At 69.7% G+C, this 15,415-nt stretch carries 14 protein-coding genes; 6 read left to right on the top strand and 8 right to left on the bottom strand.

Going from position 1 to position 15,415, the window contains the following annotated elements:
* Nucleotides 1–23: 23 nt before the first annotated feature.
* The gene (locus MicroSTF_RS06230) at nucleotides 24–689 is read left to right on the top strand and encodes an SDR family oxidoreductase (RefSeq protein WP_021199875.1); all 666 of its coding nucleotides are present in this window, start codon (nucleotides 24–26) and stop codon (nucleotides 687–689) included.
* A gap of 42 nt (nucleotides 690–731) precedes the next feature.
* On the opposite strand, the gene MicroSTF_RS06225 is transcribed toward MicroSTF_RS06230, so the two are convergent.
* Both MicroSTF_RS06225 and MicroSTF_RS06220 read right to left on the bottom strand, forming a co-directional pair.
* The gene (locus MicroSTF_RS06225) at nucleotides 732–1,055 is read right to left on the bottom strand and encodes a DMT family transporter (RefSeq protein ID WP_029259635.1); all 324 of its coding nucleotides are present in this window, start codon (nucleotides 1,053–1,055) and stop codon (nucleotides 732–734) included.
* Entirely contained in the window at nucleotides 1,052–1,420 is a 369-nt protein-coding gene (locus MicroSTF_RS06220; protein ID WP_029259636.1) for a DMT family transporter, read from the bottom strand. Before MicroSTF_RS06220 ends, MicroSTF_RS06225 begins: the two co-directional genes overlap by 4 nt.
* Before the next feature lie 175 nt (nucleotides 1,421–1,595).
* Here MicroSTF_RS06220 and MicroSTF_RS06215 point away from each other — a divergent pair, with 175 nt between their 5' ends.
* From MicroSTF_RS06215 to MicroSTF_RS06205, 3 genes are all read left to right on the top strand, one after another.
* Entirely contained in the window at nucleotides 1,596–3,044 is a 1,449-nt protein-coding gene (locus MicroSTF_RS06215) for a DUF222 domain-containing protein (protein WP_322954275.1), read from the top strand.
* A 195-nt stretch (nucleotides 3,045–3,239) separates the two neighbouring features.
* Nucleotides 3,240–4,679, top strand: coding sequence for an aldehyde dehydrogenase family protein (locus MicroSTF_RS06210; RefSeq protein WP_322954273.1), 1,440 nt, complete (start codon nucleotides 3,240–3,242; stop codon nucleotides 4,677–4,679).
* A gap of 3 nt (nucleotides 4,680–4,682) precedes the next feature.
* The gene (locus MicroSTF_RS06205; protein ID WP_322954271.1) at nucleotides 4,683–6,146 is read left to right on the top strand and encodes a GMC family oxidoreductase; all 1,464 of its coding nucleotides are present in this window, start codon (nucleotides 4,683–4,685) and stop codon (nucleotides 6,144–6,146) included.
* A gap of 76 nt (nucleotides 6,147–6,222) precedes the next feature.
* Here MicroSTF_RS06205 and MicroSTF_RS06200 read toward each other — a convergent pair whose 3' ends face one another.
* From MicroSTF_RS06200 to MicroSTF_RS06190, 3 genes are read right to left on the bottom strand one after another with little or no spacing between them, the layout of a single operon-like run.
* Nucleotides 6,223–7,866 (bottom strand): amidohydrolase, encoded by a 1,644-nt coding sequence (locus MicroSTF_RS06200; RefSeq protein ID WP_322954269.1) that lies wholly within the window; start codon nucleotides 7,864–7,866, stop codon nucleotides 6,223–6,225.
* Between the two features lies 1 nt (nucleotide 7,867).
* Nucleotides 7,868–8,707 (bottom strand): molybdenum cofactor biosynthesis F family protein, encoded by an 840-nt coding sequence (locus MicroSTF_RS06195; RefSeq protein ID WP_322954267.1) that lies wholly within the window; start codon nucleotides 8,705–8,707, stop codon nucleotides 7,868–7,870.
* A gap of 38 nt (nucleotides 8,708–8,745) precedes the next feature.
* Entirely contained in the window at nucleotides 8,746–10,200 is a 1,455-nt protein-coding gene (locus tag MicroSTF_RS06190) for an APC family permease (protein WP_021200035.1), read from the bottom strand.
* A 243-nt stretch (nucleotides 10,201–10,443) separates the two neighbouring features.
* Here MicroSTF_RS06190 and MicroSTF_RS06185 point away from each other — a divergent pair, with 243 nt between their 5' ends.
* Complete coding sequence (locus tag MicroSTF_RS06185; protein WP_322954265.1) at nucleotides 10,444–11,190, top strand: SDR family oxidoreductase; 747 nt, start codon at nucleotides 10,444–10,446, stop codon at nucleotides 11,188–11,190.
* Between the two features lie 55 nt (nucleotides 11,191–11,245).
* Complete coding sequence (locus MicroSTF_RS06180; protein WP_021200037.1) at nucleotides 11,246–12,061, top strand: SDR family NAD(P)-dependent oxidoreductase; 816 nt, start codon at nucleotides 11,246–11,248, stop codon at nucleotides 12,059–12,061.
* Between the two features lie 19 nt (nucleotides 12,062–12,080).
* Here MicroSTF_RS06180 and MicroSTF_RS06175 read toward each other — a convergent pair whose 3' ends face one another.
* The 3 genes from MicroSTF_RS06175 to MicroSTF_RS06165 are packed head-to-tail and all read right to left on the bottom strand — an operon-like array spanning nucleotide 12,081 to nucleotide 15,389.
* A complete protein-coding gene (locus MicroSTF_RS06175) occupies nucleotides 12,081–12,773 on the bottom strand; it encodes an ABC transporter ATP-binding protein (protein WP_167253207.1) in 693 nt (230 codons plus the stop codon).
* Complete coding sequence (locus MicroSTF_RS06170) at nucleotides 12,770–14,542, bottom strand: ABC transporter permease subunit (protein ID WP_322954262.1); 1,773 nt, start codon at nucleotides 14,540–14,542, stop codon at nucleotides 12,770–12,772. The genes MicroSTF_RS06175 and MicroSTF_RS06170 overlap by 4 nt, the downstream gene beginning before the upstream one ends.
* Entirely contained in the window at nucleotides 14,529–15,389 is an 861-nt protein-coding gene (locus MicroSTF_RS06165) for a branched-chain amino acid ABC transporter permease (RefSeq protein ID WP_322954260.1), read from the bottom strand. The genes MicroSTF_RS06170 and MicroSTF_RS06165 overlap by 14 nt, the downstream gene beginning before the upstream one ends.
* Nucleotides 15,390–15,415 lie beyond the last annotated feature (26 nt).

Raw genomic sequence — 15,415 nt, 5'->3', positions numbered from 1 at the left:
CCGGGTTCCGATAGCGTGGCGACATGCCTCTCGCTCTGATCACCGGTGCCGCCCGTGCCGACAGCATCGCCGCCGGCATCGTCCCTCGACTGCGCGCCGCCGGATGGACCGTCGTCACCAGCGACCTGCACGATGCCGACCACCCGGCCGACCTCTCGACGCACGAGGGACCGGAGGCGCTGATCGCCGAGGTCACCGCCGCGCACGGACCGATCACCGCCCTCATCCTGAGCCACGCGCACGACGTGGAGTCGGGCATCCTCGACACGACCGCCGAGAGCTTCGACCTGCACGTCGCCGTGAACGCGCGGGCGACTCTGCTGCTGATCGCCGCGTTCGCGCGGCAGATCGGCGACGATGGGGGAGTGATCCTCGCGCTCACCAGCGACCACGTCACCGGCAACCTCCCGTACGGCGCATCCAAGGGCGCCCTCGACCGCCTCGTGATCTCTGCGGCGCGCGAGCTCGGTCCGCGCGGGATCTCGGCGAACGTGCTGAACCCCGGCCCCATCGACACCGGCTGGATGGACGACGAGACGCGCACGGGTCTGGCCGGGATGACGCCCCTCGGGCGCCTCGGGCAGCCGGCGGACGTGGCTGCGGTGGTGGAGTTCCTCGTGTCGGACGAGGGGCGCTGGATCTCCGGGCAACTGCTGAAGTCCGACGGCGCGTTCTCGGCGCAGTACTGAATCCGTTCGGGGCGCTCGATCAGTCGGCGGCGCTGGCGATCGTCAGTGCCCGCCGCCGAACTCGATCATCCCCACACCGACGGCGATGAGCGCGACGCCGACGGCCATCATGCTCGAGAAATGGTCTTTGAAGATCACCCGTCCCAGCACGGCGGTCAGTGCGACGCCGGCGGCGGCCCAGATTCCGTAGGCGACGCCCACCGGCATTCCCATCGCCAGGATCGTGCCGAGCAGTGTGAATGCCGCGAGGTAGCCGACGACGATCACGGGGATCCAACGGCGACGTCGCAGCCCCTCGGATGCGCGCAGACTCAACGTCGCGGTGACCTCGCTGGCGATCGCGAGGGAGAGGAGCAGCCAGGTCATGGGGTGATCTCCGTCGTCTCGCGCGTGTGAGAACCGAGTTCGACGAGCAGCACGCCGACCACGATCACGCCGACGCCGATGATCTGCACCGGCCCCAGCAGTTCGCCGAACAGCACGGTGCCGAGCACAGCGGTCAGCACGACTCCGATCGCCGACCAGATGCCGTACGCGACCCCGACGGCCATGCCGCGATCGAGCACCACCGACAGCAGCCACAGTGAGCCGGAGTAGCCCAGAACCACGACGATCAGCCAGAGCGGATGCGTGAATCCCTCTGCCGCACGAAGCGAGAGGGTCGCGGTGACCTCCAGCGCGATCGCGAGCAGCAGGGGCGGCCATGCCGAACGGCGAGGGCGATCTGTCATCGGGGGCCTTTCGTGGAGGGTCCGAGGGGGAGAACGCGAGGGCGGCGTGCAGGATTCCCGGCGCGTGTGGAATCGATGGCGGTCGAGAGCGGGACGGGAGCGAGCTGTCGACGTCGGACAGGAGAGGGATCGTGTCACCGCTGATATGCCGGCATGGATTCGAATATAGCTTCGAATGTCGGTGGTGGTCGCGGTAAAATCGAGTATGTCGAATTTGACCGCGTTGCACGAGGCGATGTCTCGCTTGGATGAGGTGTGGGCGGGTGTGGGGGATTCGGGGGAGTTGTCGCGGGAGCAGTTGATTGCGGTGAGTGCGTCGATCGGGGTGTTGCGGCGTCGGTTGGATGCGGTGCATGTGTCGGTGGCGGCGTGTATCTCTCGGGAGTCGCGTGCGGAGTTGGGTGCGGAGAGTCTGGCGAAGCAGCAGGGTTTTCGTAGTCCGGCGACGTTGATCGCGGCCGCGACGGGGGTGTCGAGGGGTGAGGCGTCGCGTCTTGTCAGGGTGGGTGAGGCGACGGCGCCGCGGAGTGATCTTCTGGGGGTGCGTCTGCCGGCGAGGTATCCGTTGGTGAGTGCGGCGTTGGATGCGGGGGTGCTGGGGGCTCCGGCGGCGGCGGTGATCATCGCGGCGCTGGATCGGTGCCGGGTTGTGGCGGGGGTGGAGCGCGTCGCTGAGGGGGAGCGGATGCTGGTGGAGAAGGCGGCAGGGCTCGCGCTCGATGGTGTGCGCACGCTCGTGGTGCGGGTGGAGGCGTGGCTTGACCCGGATGGGGTGGAGCCGCGTGAGGAAGAGCGCCGTGGCAGGCGGGCGTTGTCGCTGTTCGAGCGGGACGGGATGGTGCATCTGAACGCGGTTCTCGATGTGGAGACCGCGGCGCCGGTGGTGACGGCGATCCGGGGGTTCGTGACGGCGGTGTTCGCCGCGCGGAAGGATGCTCCCGATGCGGGCGCTCCTGATGGGGATCGGCGGACGGTGCCGATGATCCAGGCAGATGCTCTTTCGGTGTTCTGCGCGCATGTGCTCGGGTGTGAGCGGCGGGTTCCGGTGGCGGGTGCGACGGTGATCGTGCGGGTGGGTCTCGATGATCTGGAGGCCGGGACCGGGTCGGCGACCGTGGATGGTGTGGATCAGCCGGTCAGTGTCGGGGCGGCGCGGCGGATGGCGGCCGGGGGCGGCGTGATCCCCTGTGTCCTCGGTGGGGACAGTGAGGTGCTCGATTGGGGGCGGGAGAAACGGTTGTTCACCCGGGCGCAACGGCTGGCGTTGGTGGAGCGTGACGGGGGATGCGCGATGTGCGGATTGCCGCCGGAGATGACGAGGGCGCATCACATCCGCTGGTGGACACGCGATCGCGGGCCGACCGATCTCTCCAACGGGGTGCTGCTGTGTGAGACGTGTCACCATCGCATCCACGACAACGGGTGGGAGATCCGCATCGACGCTCCCGGAACCGGAACCGGAACCAGAACCGGGAGTGGGACCGGGACCGGAACCGGGAGTGGGACCGGGACCGGAGCCGGGAGTGGGAGTGGAGCGCGGGTGTGGTTCATTCCGCCGCGATACGTCGACCCTGCGCGAACCCCGAGGCTCGGCGGGCGCGCACGCTTCGACATCGCCGCGTGACGGTGTCGCTGCACCATCACGGCGGCTCGGCATCAGGCCGGCGGCTCGGCGTCAGCCCGATCGTGTCATCCTTCGCACTCGGACATCTGCGGCGCGCTCCGCGACAAGCGCCGTGAGGAACGCCCGTCGACAATGAGAAGACGACCAGCTTCTCGACTGTCGCTGGCCCGCGCCACGCTCGAAGGAGAGTCCCCGATGTCCGATTCCGCCGCTTCCGCAGCCGCTGCGCTGCTCGACCGCATCCAGGCGCCGGAAGGCGCAGGCCGGGACATCCCGGATGCCGCGACCCGTGAGGTTATCGGGCGCGCCCCCGTGGCGTCGGTCGACGACCTCGACGATGCGATCGCTCACGCGAAGGCCGCCCAACCGGCCTGGGAGGCGCTCGGCCACGAGAAGCGGAGCGCACTTCTCCTCGCAGCTGCCGATGCCATCGACGCCAACGCCGAAGGCCTCGCCCACCTGCTCTCCCGGGAGCAGGGGAAGCCGCTCAACGGTCCCAACGCCCGCTTCGAGCTCGGCGCGTGTTCCGCCTGGCTGCGCACCAACGCCACCACGGCGATCGAGCCGCAGGTCCTCGTAGACGACGAGACCCTGCACGCCGAGCTCGTCTACAAGGCGGCCGGAGTCGTCGGTGCCATCGGCCCGTGGAACTGGCCGCTCATGATCAGCATCTGGCAGATCGGCCCCTCCCTGCGGATGGGCAACACCGTCGTCGCGAAGCCGAGCGAGTACACACCCCTGAGCGTGCTCGCGATGATCGCCGTGATGAACGAGGTACTCCCGGCCGACGTCTTGATCGGAGTCTCCGGCGACCGCGAGGTCGGCGCGCGGCTCGCCTCTCACCCGGACATCGCGAAGATCATGTTCACCGGTTCGACCGCCACCGGACGCCGCATCATCGAGAGCTCGGCCGGCAACCTCGCTCGTCTGACGCTCGAGCTCGGCGGCAACGACGCCGGCATCGTGCTGCCCGGCACCGACGTCGCGGCGATCGCCGAAGACCTCTTCTGGGGTGCCTTCATCAACACCGGGCAGACCTGCGCCGCGATGAAGCGCCTGTACGTGCACGACTCGGTGTACGACGAGGTCGTCGACGCACTGGCATCGATCGCCGGCTCCATGCCGATGGGCAACGGACTCGACGAGAACAACGTGCTGGGGCCGCTGCAGAACCGTGCACAGTTCGACATCGTCAGCCGCCTGGTCGACGATGCCAGGAGTCGCGGTGCGCGCATCGTCACCGGCGGAGAGTCGGCCCCCGAACTCGGGGAGCTCTTCTACCGCCCCACCATCGTCGCCGACATCGACAACGACGCGGCGCTCGTGCAGGAAGAGCAGTTCGGTCCCGCACTGCCGGTGATCCGATACAGCGATGTCGACGAGGCCTTCGCGCTGGCGAACTCCCTCGACGTGGGGCTGGGCGCCTCGGTCTGGTCGAGCGACCCGGAGGCGGCGCGTGATGCGGCCTCCCGGATGCAGTCCGGCACCGTGTGGATCAACTCGCACGGCGGACTGCATCCGATGGTGCCGTTCGGCGGCGTGAAGAGTTCGGGCTACGGGCTGGAGTTCGGCGTCGAGGGACTCAAGTCCGTCGCCGTCACCCAGGTCGTCTCGGGCCCCGGCCGGAAGGCCTGACCCGTGCGCTCTGCCATCGTCGTCGGAGCCGGGACCTCGGGAGCCATCGTGGCGCGTCGTCTCGCGGACGTGGGCGTCGCAGTGACCCTCATCGAAGCCGGCGGGTACGACACCAACCCGGCCATCCACGACCCCTCCCGCGCGGGCGAACTCTGGCACTCCGCAGAGGACTGGGATTACTTCACCGTCCCCCAGACGCACGCGGGCGGCCGTCGGCTGCATCTGCCGCGCGGCAAGGTCACCGGGGGATCCCACGCCCTCAACGCCATGATCTGGGTGCGCGGAGCCGCTTCCGACTACGACGCGTGGGAGCGCGCCGGCGCCCAGGGCTGGGGCTGGGCCGAGGTCGAGCCCGTCTACGAGGCCATCGAGAACGACCTGGTGCCGGTCACCGACGACTACCCGCTCTCGCCGATCCAGGCCTCGATCATCGACGCCGCGGTGCAGGAAGGACTGACGCACAACCCGGACTACAACGCGGGCACACTCGACGGAGTCTCGCAGGAGCAGGTCACCATGCGCGACGGCCGCCGGGTCAACACCTGGACGGCGTACGCGCAGCCCGTCGCGGAGAAGCTGACGATCGTCACCGGACGCGAAGTCCATTCGGTCATCGTGCGCGACGGCCGCGCCGTCGGTGTGCGACTGGGGGAGGGGGAGGAGTCCGAAGAGGTCCTCGCGGACGAGGTCATCCTCTCGGCCGGTGCCATCGGGTCGCCCGTGATCCTGCTGCGCTCCGGCATCGGTCCGGCAGCCGACCTCACCGCGCTCGGCATCCCGGTCGTGCAGGACTCGCCCGGTGTCGGGCAGAACCTCCACGACCACCTCCTGTCGCCGGTGATCTTCACCACGCGGCGCCCGGTCGGGCCTCCGCAACCGGGAGTCTCCGTGACGCAGACGCACCTCTTCTGGCGCAGCCGCGACGACCTCGCCGAGCCCGACACGCAGCCGATCAACTTCTCGGTGCCCATGTGGGGCGAGCTCGAGCCCCGTGGCGACGACGGGTTCACCCTCATGGCCGGCCTCGTGACGCCGCACAGCCGCGGCACTCTCCGACTCACCGGCGCGAGGCTCGCGGACCTGCCGGCCATCGACCTGGCGGCGCTGGAGGACGACCGTGACGTGGCCTCACTGGCCGCATCCGTGCGGCAGTGCCGTCGGATCGGAGCACGCCCCGCCCTCGGTGAGGAGTGGGGCGCCGTCGAGGTGTACCCGGGCCCCGAGGTCTCAGACTCCGGAGTGGAGGACTGGGTGCGCCGCACCGCGATCACCTACCACCACCAGGTCGGCACCTGCCGCATGGGCACGGATGCGCAGGCCGTGGTCGATCCGCAACTGCGCGTGCGCGGCATCGCAGGGCTGCGAGTGATCGATGCTTCGGTCATGCCGACCGTGCCCACCGGCAACACCAACGCCCCCGCCGCGATGATCGGCGAACGTGGAGCCCGCTTCGTGCTCGAGGGCTGAGGTAAAAGGGCTGAGGTAAGAGGGCTGAGGGACGAGGGCTGACCCCGGACAGATCCGGTGTCGACGCCTCGTCCTCTCAGTCGCCGTGCACCCGACGTCCGGCGAACCAGGTCGAGATGACCTCGGTGCGCACGATGTCCTCGGCGGGGCCGGCGATCGCGTCACGGGCCAGCACGACGAAGTCCGCCGACTTCCCGGGGGTCAGCGAGCCGGTCTCGTCGCCGAGTCCCATCGCGGTCGCGGCGTTGATCGTGAAGACCTCCAACGCCTCCTCGGCGGTGATGGCCTGCTCGGGCCACAGGGTGCCGGGTGCGCGGCCGAGCGGATCGGCTCTCGTCACGAGACCCTGCAGACCTTCGAGGGTGTTCGGAGAATCGCTCACGGGCCAGTCCGAGCCGCCGGCGACGCGGGCTCCCGCGTCGATCAGTGCCCGGTTCGGCTGGGAATGCTCCGCGCGCTCGCCGAGAACCTCGGCCAGCGCCTGCGGGATCACACCCGGATACCAGATGAACGGCGAGATGTCGGCCGAGACGTCCAGAGCCTGCAGTCGCGGGATGTCCGACTCGGCCAGGAACTGCCCGTGCGCGATCTGGATGGGGGTGGTGAAGCCCTCGTCGCGCAGCTGCGCGGCCGCGTCGAGCACGAGGCGTGCCGAGCCGTCGCCCGTGCAGTGCACCTTCGCGCCGAGACCTCGCTGCGCCACGGAGCGGAGCCACCCGATGAGCTCGTCCAGGGTCATGGTGGTCTCGCCGTGGAAGTGCGCGCCGTGCGCGGCGTCCGCGAGATACGGCTCGAGGAACGACGCCGTGCGGGCGGGCGGGACACCGTCGAGGAAGATCTTCACGAAGTCCGGGCGGTGGTGCGCGGTGCGGAACTCCTCGCCGCGGTCGAGCAGCGGCTCGCCGATCGGGTCGAAACCGAAGATCTCGTCGTTGATCAGCAACGACGACACGACCCAGGCATCGAGCTCGTCGGCACGGTCGAGCGCAGCCAGGGCTTCGAGGATCTCGACGGACACGCCCGCATCCTGGAACGTCGTGATCCCGAACGAGTTGAGGATCTCGACGCCGCGGCGCGACGCGGCCGCGTGCTGTGCGGCAGTGAGGCCGCCGCTGCGGTCGTATGCCTCCTGCACCGGGATACCCGCAGCCTCCAGCAGCACTCCGGTGGGGGTGCCGTCGTCGGGATCGAGCAGCGTGACGCCCGCCTCGGGGATGCTGTCCGCAGTGATCCCCGCGAGCTCCAGCGCCCGGCTGTTCGCCCACCGGTTGTGTCGTGAGTCCTCCATGAGGACCACCGGACGGCCCCCGGCCGCGTCATCGAGCAGCCGTCGGCTCGCGGTGTTCGCGAGCGACGGCAGCAACGTCGTGGCGACCGCTCCGCCCACGATCCACGCATCCGTCGGCAGGGTGGCCGCTTTCTCGCGCACCCGGTCGAGGATCTCGTCGCGCGTGAGCGAGGGTGCCAGCGACAGCTCGAACAGTTCGGTGCGCCCGGCGAGGGCATGGTGATTGTGCACATCGACGAAACCGGGGTACACCGCGGCGTCGCCGACGTCGAGCAGCTGCGTCCGGCGTCCGCGGAACGACTCGAGGTCAGCGCGCGACCCGACCGCGAGGATCCTGCCGTCGCGGACCGCGAAGGCCTCGACGATCGGGTTCGCCCGGTCGGCGGTGCGGATCACCGATCCGGTGACGATGAGGTCGGCGACGTCGCTCATGTCAGCGGTCTCCGAAGGTCGCGGGTTCGAGCTCCGGCGTGTGCAGCGTGGTGGAGAGCAGTCGACCGTGTGCACCGAAGGTGAAGTGCGTGGGCACCTCACCGCTCTCGTCGAGGCCGAACAGCACGCCGTGCGAGCGGATCGCGTTGACGTCGCGATGATCGGCGATCGTCACCGAGGCGCAGGGGATGACCTTCTCGCGCCAGGCGAACACGTAGATACCCGGTCGCACCTCCCAGACGCTGTTCTCGTCGGTGTCGGCGAGGCCGCGCTCGGGGCCGGCGAGGCACTGCCACGAGTACCAGCGCGGCGAGAGGTACACGTGCTCGTAGGCGTGCTCGGTGCTGTAGACCCATTCGACGCGGCGCCCGATGAGCGTCGTCGTCGGTGCAGCCTCGGCACCCGAGACCTCGGCGCCCTCGATCACGCCGGGGGCGAAGTGGTGCTGCACCCGGGTGCGCCCCTTCTCGGGCGCGGCGAGGATCTCGGAGATCACCGCGAGGGCACGACCGTGACGGAGGTCGAGGATCAGCGAGACGGCCTCGTTCGGCAGGTACCGGTGGTGGAACTGCACGAAATACAGGTCCGCATCGACTTCGAACGCCTCGTAGTCGTCGGTGTCGGATGCCGCCTCGGTCGCGTCCTCTGCACCCGGCTGGTACTCCCAGGTCACGGCGGCGTCGGTGAACCGGTGGACGATACGGGTGCCGCGGGCGTCGACGACCGTGATCTCGCGGCCGCTGAGGGCGGTGCTGTGCGGAGCCTTGTTGGCGTCGAAACCGGGGGCGAGGCCCTCCAGCGGCAGCCAGGTGGAGGTGTCGGCGGGGTTCAGCGTCGTCATGGTCTTCGTGGTTCCTTCTGTCGGTGGGGGCGGGGAGGTCAGCGGTCGCTGAACTTCTCGAGGTCGGTGGCGAGGCCCTCGTACACGGCGGGCCTGGAGCGGCGGAGATAGGCGCCGTAGACGATGCCGCCGATGAGGGCGAGCACCAGCAGCAGCGGCATCAGCCGGATCGCGAGCTCTTCGGACCCCGCCACGATGTTGAAGTTCACGATCGCGAGGACCGAGATCGCGGCGATACCGAGGAACCCGATGCCGGGGGCGATGAAGGTGCTCCACCACCGCGGATCCTGGCGGCGGCGGAAGTACACGACGATCGAGATGGCCGCGAGCCCCTGCAGGATCAGCACGCTCAGGGTGCCGAAGCCGAGCATCGCCGGCACGAGGGTGAGGATCGGATCGGCGCCGGCGATCGCGAAGATGATCGCGACGATGCCCGCGAACCCGGCCTGCACGATGCCGGCGAGCTGCGGGGCGCCGTTCGCGCGGGTGCGAGCGAGTGCCTGCGGGAGGATCTTCGCGCGCCCCAGCGAGTAGAGGTAGCGGGTCGCCGAGTTGTGGAACGCCAGCATCGCCGCGAACAGGCTCACCAGGAGCAGGATCATCATCAGGGTCGTCAGCGGACCACCCAGGTACTGCTGCGAGATCGAGAAGATCAGGTCACCGGTCGGCAGATGTTCGAGGGCGGTGGCCTGCGCCTGGGCGACACCCGTCGCGCTGACGACGGCCCACGTGGTGACACCGAGGATCACGCCGATCGCGATGATCGAGGTGTAGGTGGCGCGCGGGATCGTGCGCAGCGGCTGCTTCGCCTCCTCGCTGAACAGCGCGGTCGCCTCGAAGCCGAGGAAGCCGGTCGCCGCCAGCAGCAGGCCGATGGGCAGCGACCCGGAGAACACGGCCTCGGGGCTGAAGGCCGCCAGGTCGTAGCCGGTCTGCACGAGCACGGAGATGTCGAAGACGACCAGCATGAGCACCTCGAGCACCAGGCAGACGCCCAGAACCTTCGAGCTGAAGTCGACGCCGATCCGAGCGAGGACGAAGCACACCACGATCGACAGCAGTCCCCACACCAGCCAGTTCACGTCGAGACCGGTGAGGTCGCGGATGATCGTCTGCATGAAGAAGCCGCTCGTGCCGATCGTGCCGACCACGAAGAAGTTGTAGCCCAGCGTGGCGATCAGACCCGCGATCAGGCCACCGGTGCGCCCGAGGCCCTTCACCACGAAGGCGTAGAAGCCGCCGGCATTGACCAGCTGCTTCGACATCTGCGCGTAGCCGATCGCGAAGAGCAGCAGGATCCCTGCCACCAGGAAGAACGACATGGGTGTGCCGCCGCCGTTGCCGAGGGCGATGGCCAGCGAGGCCACGACCACGATGCCGGTCAACGGTGCGACCGCGGCGAGGACGAGGAAGACGATTCCGGCGACGCCGAGGGCGCCAGGACGGAGGGAGGTGTGGTTCTGCGTCGTGGACGCAGATGTCGGGTCTGCCACGTCGGCTCCTTTGCTGGTGACGGCCGTGCGGACACGGCATCGACGACGAGGGGAATCGTCGATAGAGCGAGTCTGCTCGCGCCGCCGCAGCGGCGCTTGACCCTGAGCGAAGGACGGTGGTGTCACCGTGCACAGCCGCTCGGCGAGCGTTCGCGGTGCCGGTGAGGGGGTGGAGGATGACCGGGACGACACCGCCGTGCTCAGATCGCACCGCCCGGTGCCAGACGGCGTGCGGAGGACGAGATGGATCTGCAGCTGCAGGGGACGACGGCCCTCATCACGGGAGCGGCCGGCGGCATCGGCCGCGCCACCGCCCACGGGCTCGCTGCGGAGGGCGTCCGTGTCGCTCTGCTCGACAGGGACGGTGCGGCGCTGCACGACGTGGCCCGCGACTGCCCGGATGCGGTGGTCCTGGTGGCCGATGTCACGGACGAGGGCCAGGTGCAGGCCGCCGTGCACGCCGGGGTGGCGGCGCTGGGGAGGCTCGACGCGGTCGTCTGCTGCGCCGGTGTGTCCGGCCCGGTGGGGACGCCGATCGAGGAGACCACTCTCGACATCTGGAATCGGGTGCTCGCCGTCAACGTGACGGGGTCGTTCCTGGTCCTGAAGCACGCCCTGGCGGCGCTGCGCGAAGCGGAGGCCGCCTCCGTGGTGCTGCTCGCCAGTGACTCGGCCCTCGTCGCGTCGCCCGGCATGGTGCCGTACTGCACGTCGAAGGCGGCTCTGGTCCAGTTCGCTCGCGCGCTGTCCGTCGACCTCGCCGACACCCGTGTCCGGGTGAACACGGTGGCCCCGTCGATCGTCGACACTCCGATGAGTCGGAGCGACCTCGGCGCTGCGGCCTTCGACGATCCGCCGTTCCCGGTGCAGAGCGCAGCGGAGGTCGCTGCCCACGTCGCGTACCTCGTGTCGCCTCGCACCAGGGCCGTCAACGGCACCAGCATCCTCAGCGACTTCGGGTACACCGCCCGTTCGGGATTCCCCGCCTGACGCGACCGCGTCGGGCAGCAACAGCGCACGCGCGCCAGAACACACAGGAGCACACATGGGAGCTGTCGTCGGATCGACCGTCTCGGGACGCGTCGTCGTCATCACCGGAGGAGGAACGGGCATCGGAGCCGCCATCGCCGAACGATACGCGGCCGAAGGTGCGCATGTCGTGGTCGTCGGGCGTCGCCCGGAGCCTCTGCATGAGGTCGAACGCGCGGTCGGGGCCCTGCCGATCATCGCGGATGCGGCCGATACCGCCTCCGCGAAGGCTGCCGTCGCCGACGTGCTCGCGCGGTTCGGGCGCATCGACGTGCTGGTCGCGAACGCGGGCGGCCACGGATTCTCGCCGGTGGGGGAGACCGACGACGAGAGCTGGGATGCGGCGATCCGCGCGAATCTCACCACGGCTTTCACGATGGCGAGGGAGGCACTGCCCGCGCTGATCGAGGCGAAGGGGCAGATCGTGATCGTGTCGTCGCTCGCGGGGCTCTTCGCCGGACCCTCCGTCGCCGGGTACACGGTCGGCAAGCACGCCCTGGTCGGGCTCACGCGCACTCTCGCGCGGGACTACGGCCGGCACGGCGTGCGCGTGAACGCCGTCTGCCCCGGGTGGGTGCAGACGCCGATGGCCGACGAGGAGATGGACGAGTTCGCCACGCACGCCGGTCTCGGCTCCCGCGAGGAGGCCTACGAGAAGGTCACCGCTGACGTGCCGCTGCGCCGTCCCGCCCGACCGGCCGAGATCGCCTCGGTCGTGCGGTTCCTCGGCTCGGGGGAGTCGTCGTACATCACGGGGGCGGTGATCGTCGCCGACGGCGGCTCGCACGTGGTCGACGTGCCGACCATCGCCTTCGATCACGCCGGGATGTGATCCGGCGCGCGGTCCGCGCTCATCCGCCGAGATAGGCGCGGTGCAGGAGGCCGGGGTCGGCTCGCAGGGCATCGGATGCCCCTTGGAACGACACCCGGCCTCCCGCCACGACCACGGCTTCCTGGGCGAGATCGAGGGCGAGCTGCGTGAACTGCTCGACGAGCAGCACGCCCACCCCGGAATCGGCGATCGACTTCACGATCGGCATCAGGCGCAGGAACACGACGGGGGCGAGGCCCAGCGACATCTCGTCGATGAGCAGGATGCGCGGCTTCGCGGCGAACGCGCGCGCGAGCACCACCATCTGCTGCTCGCCGCCCGACAGCAGGGCTGTCGGCGCATCGATGCGCTTCTCGAGCTCGGGGAACTGCGCGAGGGCGGCGTCCAGTTCTCCGGGGGTGCGTGCGGTGAGGGAGATGTTCTCGCGCACGGTCAGCGAGGGGAAGACGGCGCGTCCCTGCTCGATGTGCACGATCCCGCGGCGGGCTCTCGCGACGCGGGACAGCCGATCGATCGGCTCGCCGTCGAGGGTCATGCCGCCGGCGGAATGCGGGGTGACGCCGGAGACCGATTCGATCAGGCTCGTCTTGCCCGCGCCGTTCGGGCCCACCAGCGCCAGCACCTCGCCTCCGGTGACCCGCAGCGAGACGTCGGAGATCACGGGACCGGCGCCACGACTGACGGTGACACCGTCCAGGACGAGTTCGCTCACTTCAACAGCTCCGTCTCTCCCATGTACGCCTTGACGACGTCGGGGTTCGCGAGGACCTCGGCCTGTGGTCCGCTGGCCAGCACGCGGCCGAAGTCCAGCACCGTGAGGGTCGGGCACACGGAGCGGACGAGATCGAGGTCGTGCTCGATGATGATGAGGGCGACGCCGTAGCGCGCAGGCAGCTCCCGCAGCCTCGCAGCGAGGGCGAGATGCTCGTCATGCGAGAGCCCGGCGGCGGGTTCGTCGAGGATCAGCAGACGGGGACGGGAGACGACGTTCGCGGCGACCTCCACGAGCCGGCGTGTGCCGACGTCGACGCTCGACAGGCGTGCACGCGCGGGCGGGCAGCCGAAGAACTCGAGCACCTCGTCGATGTCGGATGCGGCGAGCCGGCGCCGGGCCACGAACCGCACGTATGCGCCGACGGTGAGCGACGGCGGCACCCGGTCCTGCTGGAAGGTCCGGCGCAGACCGAGACGCGCGCGCCGCGTGGGGGAGAGGCCGACGAGGTCGCGGTCTCCCAGGAGCACGCGCCCCGTGTGCTTCGGGAGGAACCCGCTGATCGCATCGACGAACGTCGACTTCCCGGCTCCGTTCGGACCGATGAGTCCCATGATCGACGCGGCGGGAACCTGGAACGAGACGTCGTCGAGGGCCTTCAGGGTGCCGAACTGCACCGTCAGGCCGTCAACGGTGAGCACCGGCGTCCCGGCGAGCGCCGCCTCGTCGACCGTGGCCGTGGTCGTGGTGGTGATCACCGCGGCATCCGCTCCGGCGTCAGGGGGAAGCGCCGTCAGCGCGACGGTGGCGGCCTGGCGATCCGCGCGGCGCCAGATCAGGTTGCGGATGCCCTGGCCGAGGTTCGTGCCGCTGGTGAGCGCCTGCACACCGAGCACGCCGAAGACGACGAAGCCCCAGTCCTGCGGGATGCCCCAGCGTTTGAGGAGCTCGGGGACCAGCACCCACAGCAGGCCCCCGAAGATCGCCATGTCGATCAGGTGCGCGCCCGACATGATCGCGAGCACGTAGAGGGCCAGCGACTGCAGGGGTGTGAAGCTCGACGCGAACGGGAGTTGCACCTGACCGGCGAGCAGCCCGCCGGAGATGCCGCCGAGGGCGGCCGAGACCGCGAATGCGGTGAGCTTCGCGGTCTGCACGCTCTGTCCGGCGGCGGCTGTGCCGCGCTCGGAGAACGCGACGGCCTTCCAGCTCGATCCCCACCGGCCGCGCTGCAGGAAGAACGCGCCGAGCGAGCAGACGGCGAGCACGACGATGGAGAGGAAGAAGAACTGCCGGTCGTTCGAGAACATCTCGGGACGCTCGATCGCCGTGCCCTGAGCCGAACCGGGGAACTGGATCTGCACGAGCGTCACGTCGGCGGCTGCCGCGAAGCCTAGGGTCACGACGGCGAGGTTCACACCGCGCAGCCGCAGAGCGGGGAGGCCGACGAGAATGCCGACGAGGCCCGCCGCCACCCCGCCGAGGACCAGCCAGACGATGAATCCGCCCGGCGCCTGCATCACGTTCAGCAGGGAGACGATCCAGGCCCCCACGGCGGCGAAGGTGAGTTGGCAGAGCGCGATCATCCCTGCGGAGCCGGTGACGATGCCGAGACCGAGGATGGCGATCGCGGCCGTGACGGCGCTGATCGCGAGGAAGACGAAGTACCCCGGCAGGGAGGCGCTGAGGATCGCACCCGCTCCGATACCGGCGAGAGCAACGGCGAACGGCCAGGTGATCCGGAACCAGGGACGGTCAGCGAGCGGCATCCCACACCTCCTTGCGCTGCGTCCAGAGCAACAGGACGACGATGAACAGGAACGGGAGGAAGTTGCGCACCAGCGCCACTTCGTCGATCTGGGCGACGAGACCACCGAGCACACCCAGGACGATCCCGCCGACGACGGCGAGGTCGAGTCGTCGGAAGCCGCCGAGCAGGGCTGCCGCCGCGGCCGGGACGATGAGCATCGCGAGGCTGGTCGCGTCGTTCGACTGCGAGGGGGCCACGATGATGATGGCCATCGCGCTGATCACACCCGTGACGAACCAGACGGCGATCGACAGCGGGCGCGAGCGGATGCCGAGGAGTTCCGCCGTGGTCGGGCGCTCCGAGAGCGCGCGCAGCTGCGTGCCGACCCTGGTGCGGCGCAGCACGAGGCGGACCACGACGGCGGTGATGATCGCCATCGCGACGGTCGCGACCGTGACCTGGCTGATCACCACGCCGCCGAACGAGAACGCCGGTCCGGCGATGATCGGCGTGAACGGCTGCGGCTTGTTGCCGAAGAGGATGAACGACAGGGAGATGAGCAGCAGGAGGGGGCCGACGGTCATCGCCGAACGGGTGGTGGTGGAGGCCTCGGACAGCCAGGTCGCGGCGATGAACCCGATCGCTGCCGAGAGCAGCCCGGCCACCAGGACGCCGAGCACCGAGCCGAGCCAGATCGGCAGGTCGAGCTCGCGCACGAGCCACACCGCGGTGAAGGCCCCGAACATCCCGGTCGCGGCCTGGGCGAAGTTCACCACGCGCACGAGTCGGGACATCAGCGTCAGGCACACGCCGAGGACGGCATAGAGGCCGCCGGCGGCGAGACCGGCGATGGCGCCTTGCAGCATGAGGCGTCCTTTCTGTTCCGAGGGGG

Source organism: Microbacterium sp. STF-2 (genome assembly GCF_034650155.1).
Taxonomy (GTDB): domain Bacteria; phylum Actinomycetota; class Actinomycetes; order Actinomycetales; family Microbacteriaceae; genus Microbacterium; species Microbacterium maritypicum_A.
Note: the sequence above shows the minus strand (reverse complement) of the source record. Positions and strands in the feature narration are given on the sequence as shown.

What these genes read in the sequence shown, in the direction of transcription:
- MicroSTF_RS06230 (WP_021199875.1), top strand. Translation starts at nt 24, where the DNA reads ATGCCTCTCGCTCTGATCACCGGTGCCGCCCGTGCCGACAGCATCGCC.
- MicroSTF_RS06225 (WP_029259635.1), bottom strand. Translation starts at nt 1,055, where the DNA reads ATGACCTGGCTGCTCCTCTCCCTCGCGATCGCCAGCGAGGTCACCGCG.
- MicroSTF_RS06220 (WP_029259636.1), bottom strand. Translation starts at nt 1,420, where the DNA reads ATGACAGATCGCCCTCGCCGTTCGGCATGGCCGCCCCTGCTGCTCGCG.
- MicroSTF_RS06215 (WP_322954275.1), top strand. Translation starts at nt 1,596, where the DNA reads ATGTCGGTGGTGGTCGCGGTAAAATCGAGTATGTCGAATTTGACCGCG.
- MicroSTF_RS06210 (WP_322954273.1), top strand. Translation starts at nt 3,240, where the DNA reads ATGTCCGATTCCGCCGCTTCCGCAGCCGCTGCGCTGCTCGACCGCATC.
- MicroSTF_RS06200 (WP_322954269.1), bottom strand. Translation starts at nt 7,866, where the DNA reads ATGAGCGACGTCGCCGACCTCATCGTCACCGGATCGGTGATCCGCACC.
- MicroSTF_RS06195 (WP_322954267.1), bottom strand. Translation starts at nt 8,707, where the DNA reads ATGACGACGCTGAACCCCGCCGACACCTCCACCTGGCTGCCGCTGGAG.
- MicroSTF_RS06185 (WP_322954265.1), top strand. Translation starts at nt 10,444, where the DNA reads ATGGATCTGCAGCTGCAGGGGACGACGGCCCTCATCACGGGAGCGGCC.
- MicroSTF_RS06180 (WP_021200037.1), top strand. Translation starts at nt 11,246, where the DNA reads ATGGGAGCTGTCGTCGGATCGACCGTCTCGGGACGCGTCGTCGTCATC.
- MicroSTF_RS06170 (WP_322954262.1), bottom strand. Translation starts at nt 14,542, where the DNA reads ATGCCGCTCGCTGACCGTCCCTGGTTCCGGATCACCTGGCCGTTCGCC.
- MicroSTF_RS06165 (WP_322954260.1), bottom strand. Translation starts at nt 15,389, where the DNA reads ATGCTGCAAGGCGCCATCGCCGGTCTCGCCGCCGGCGGCCTCTATGCC.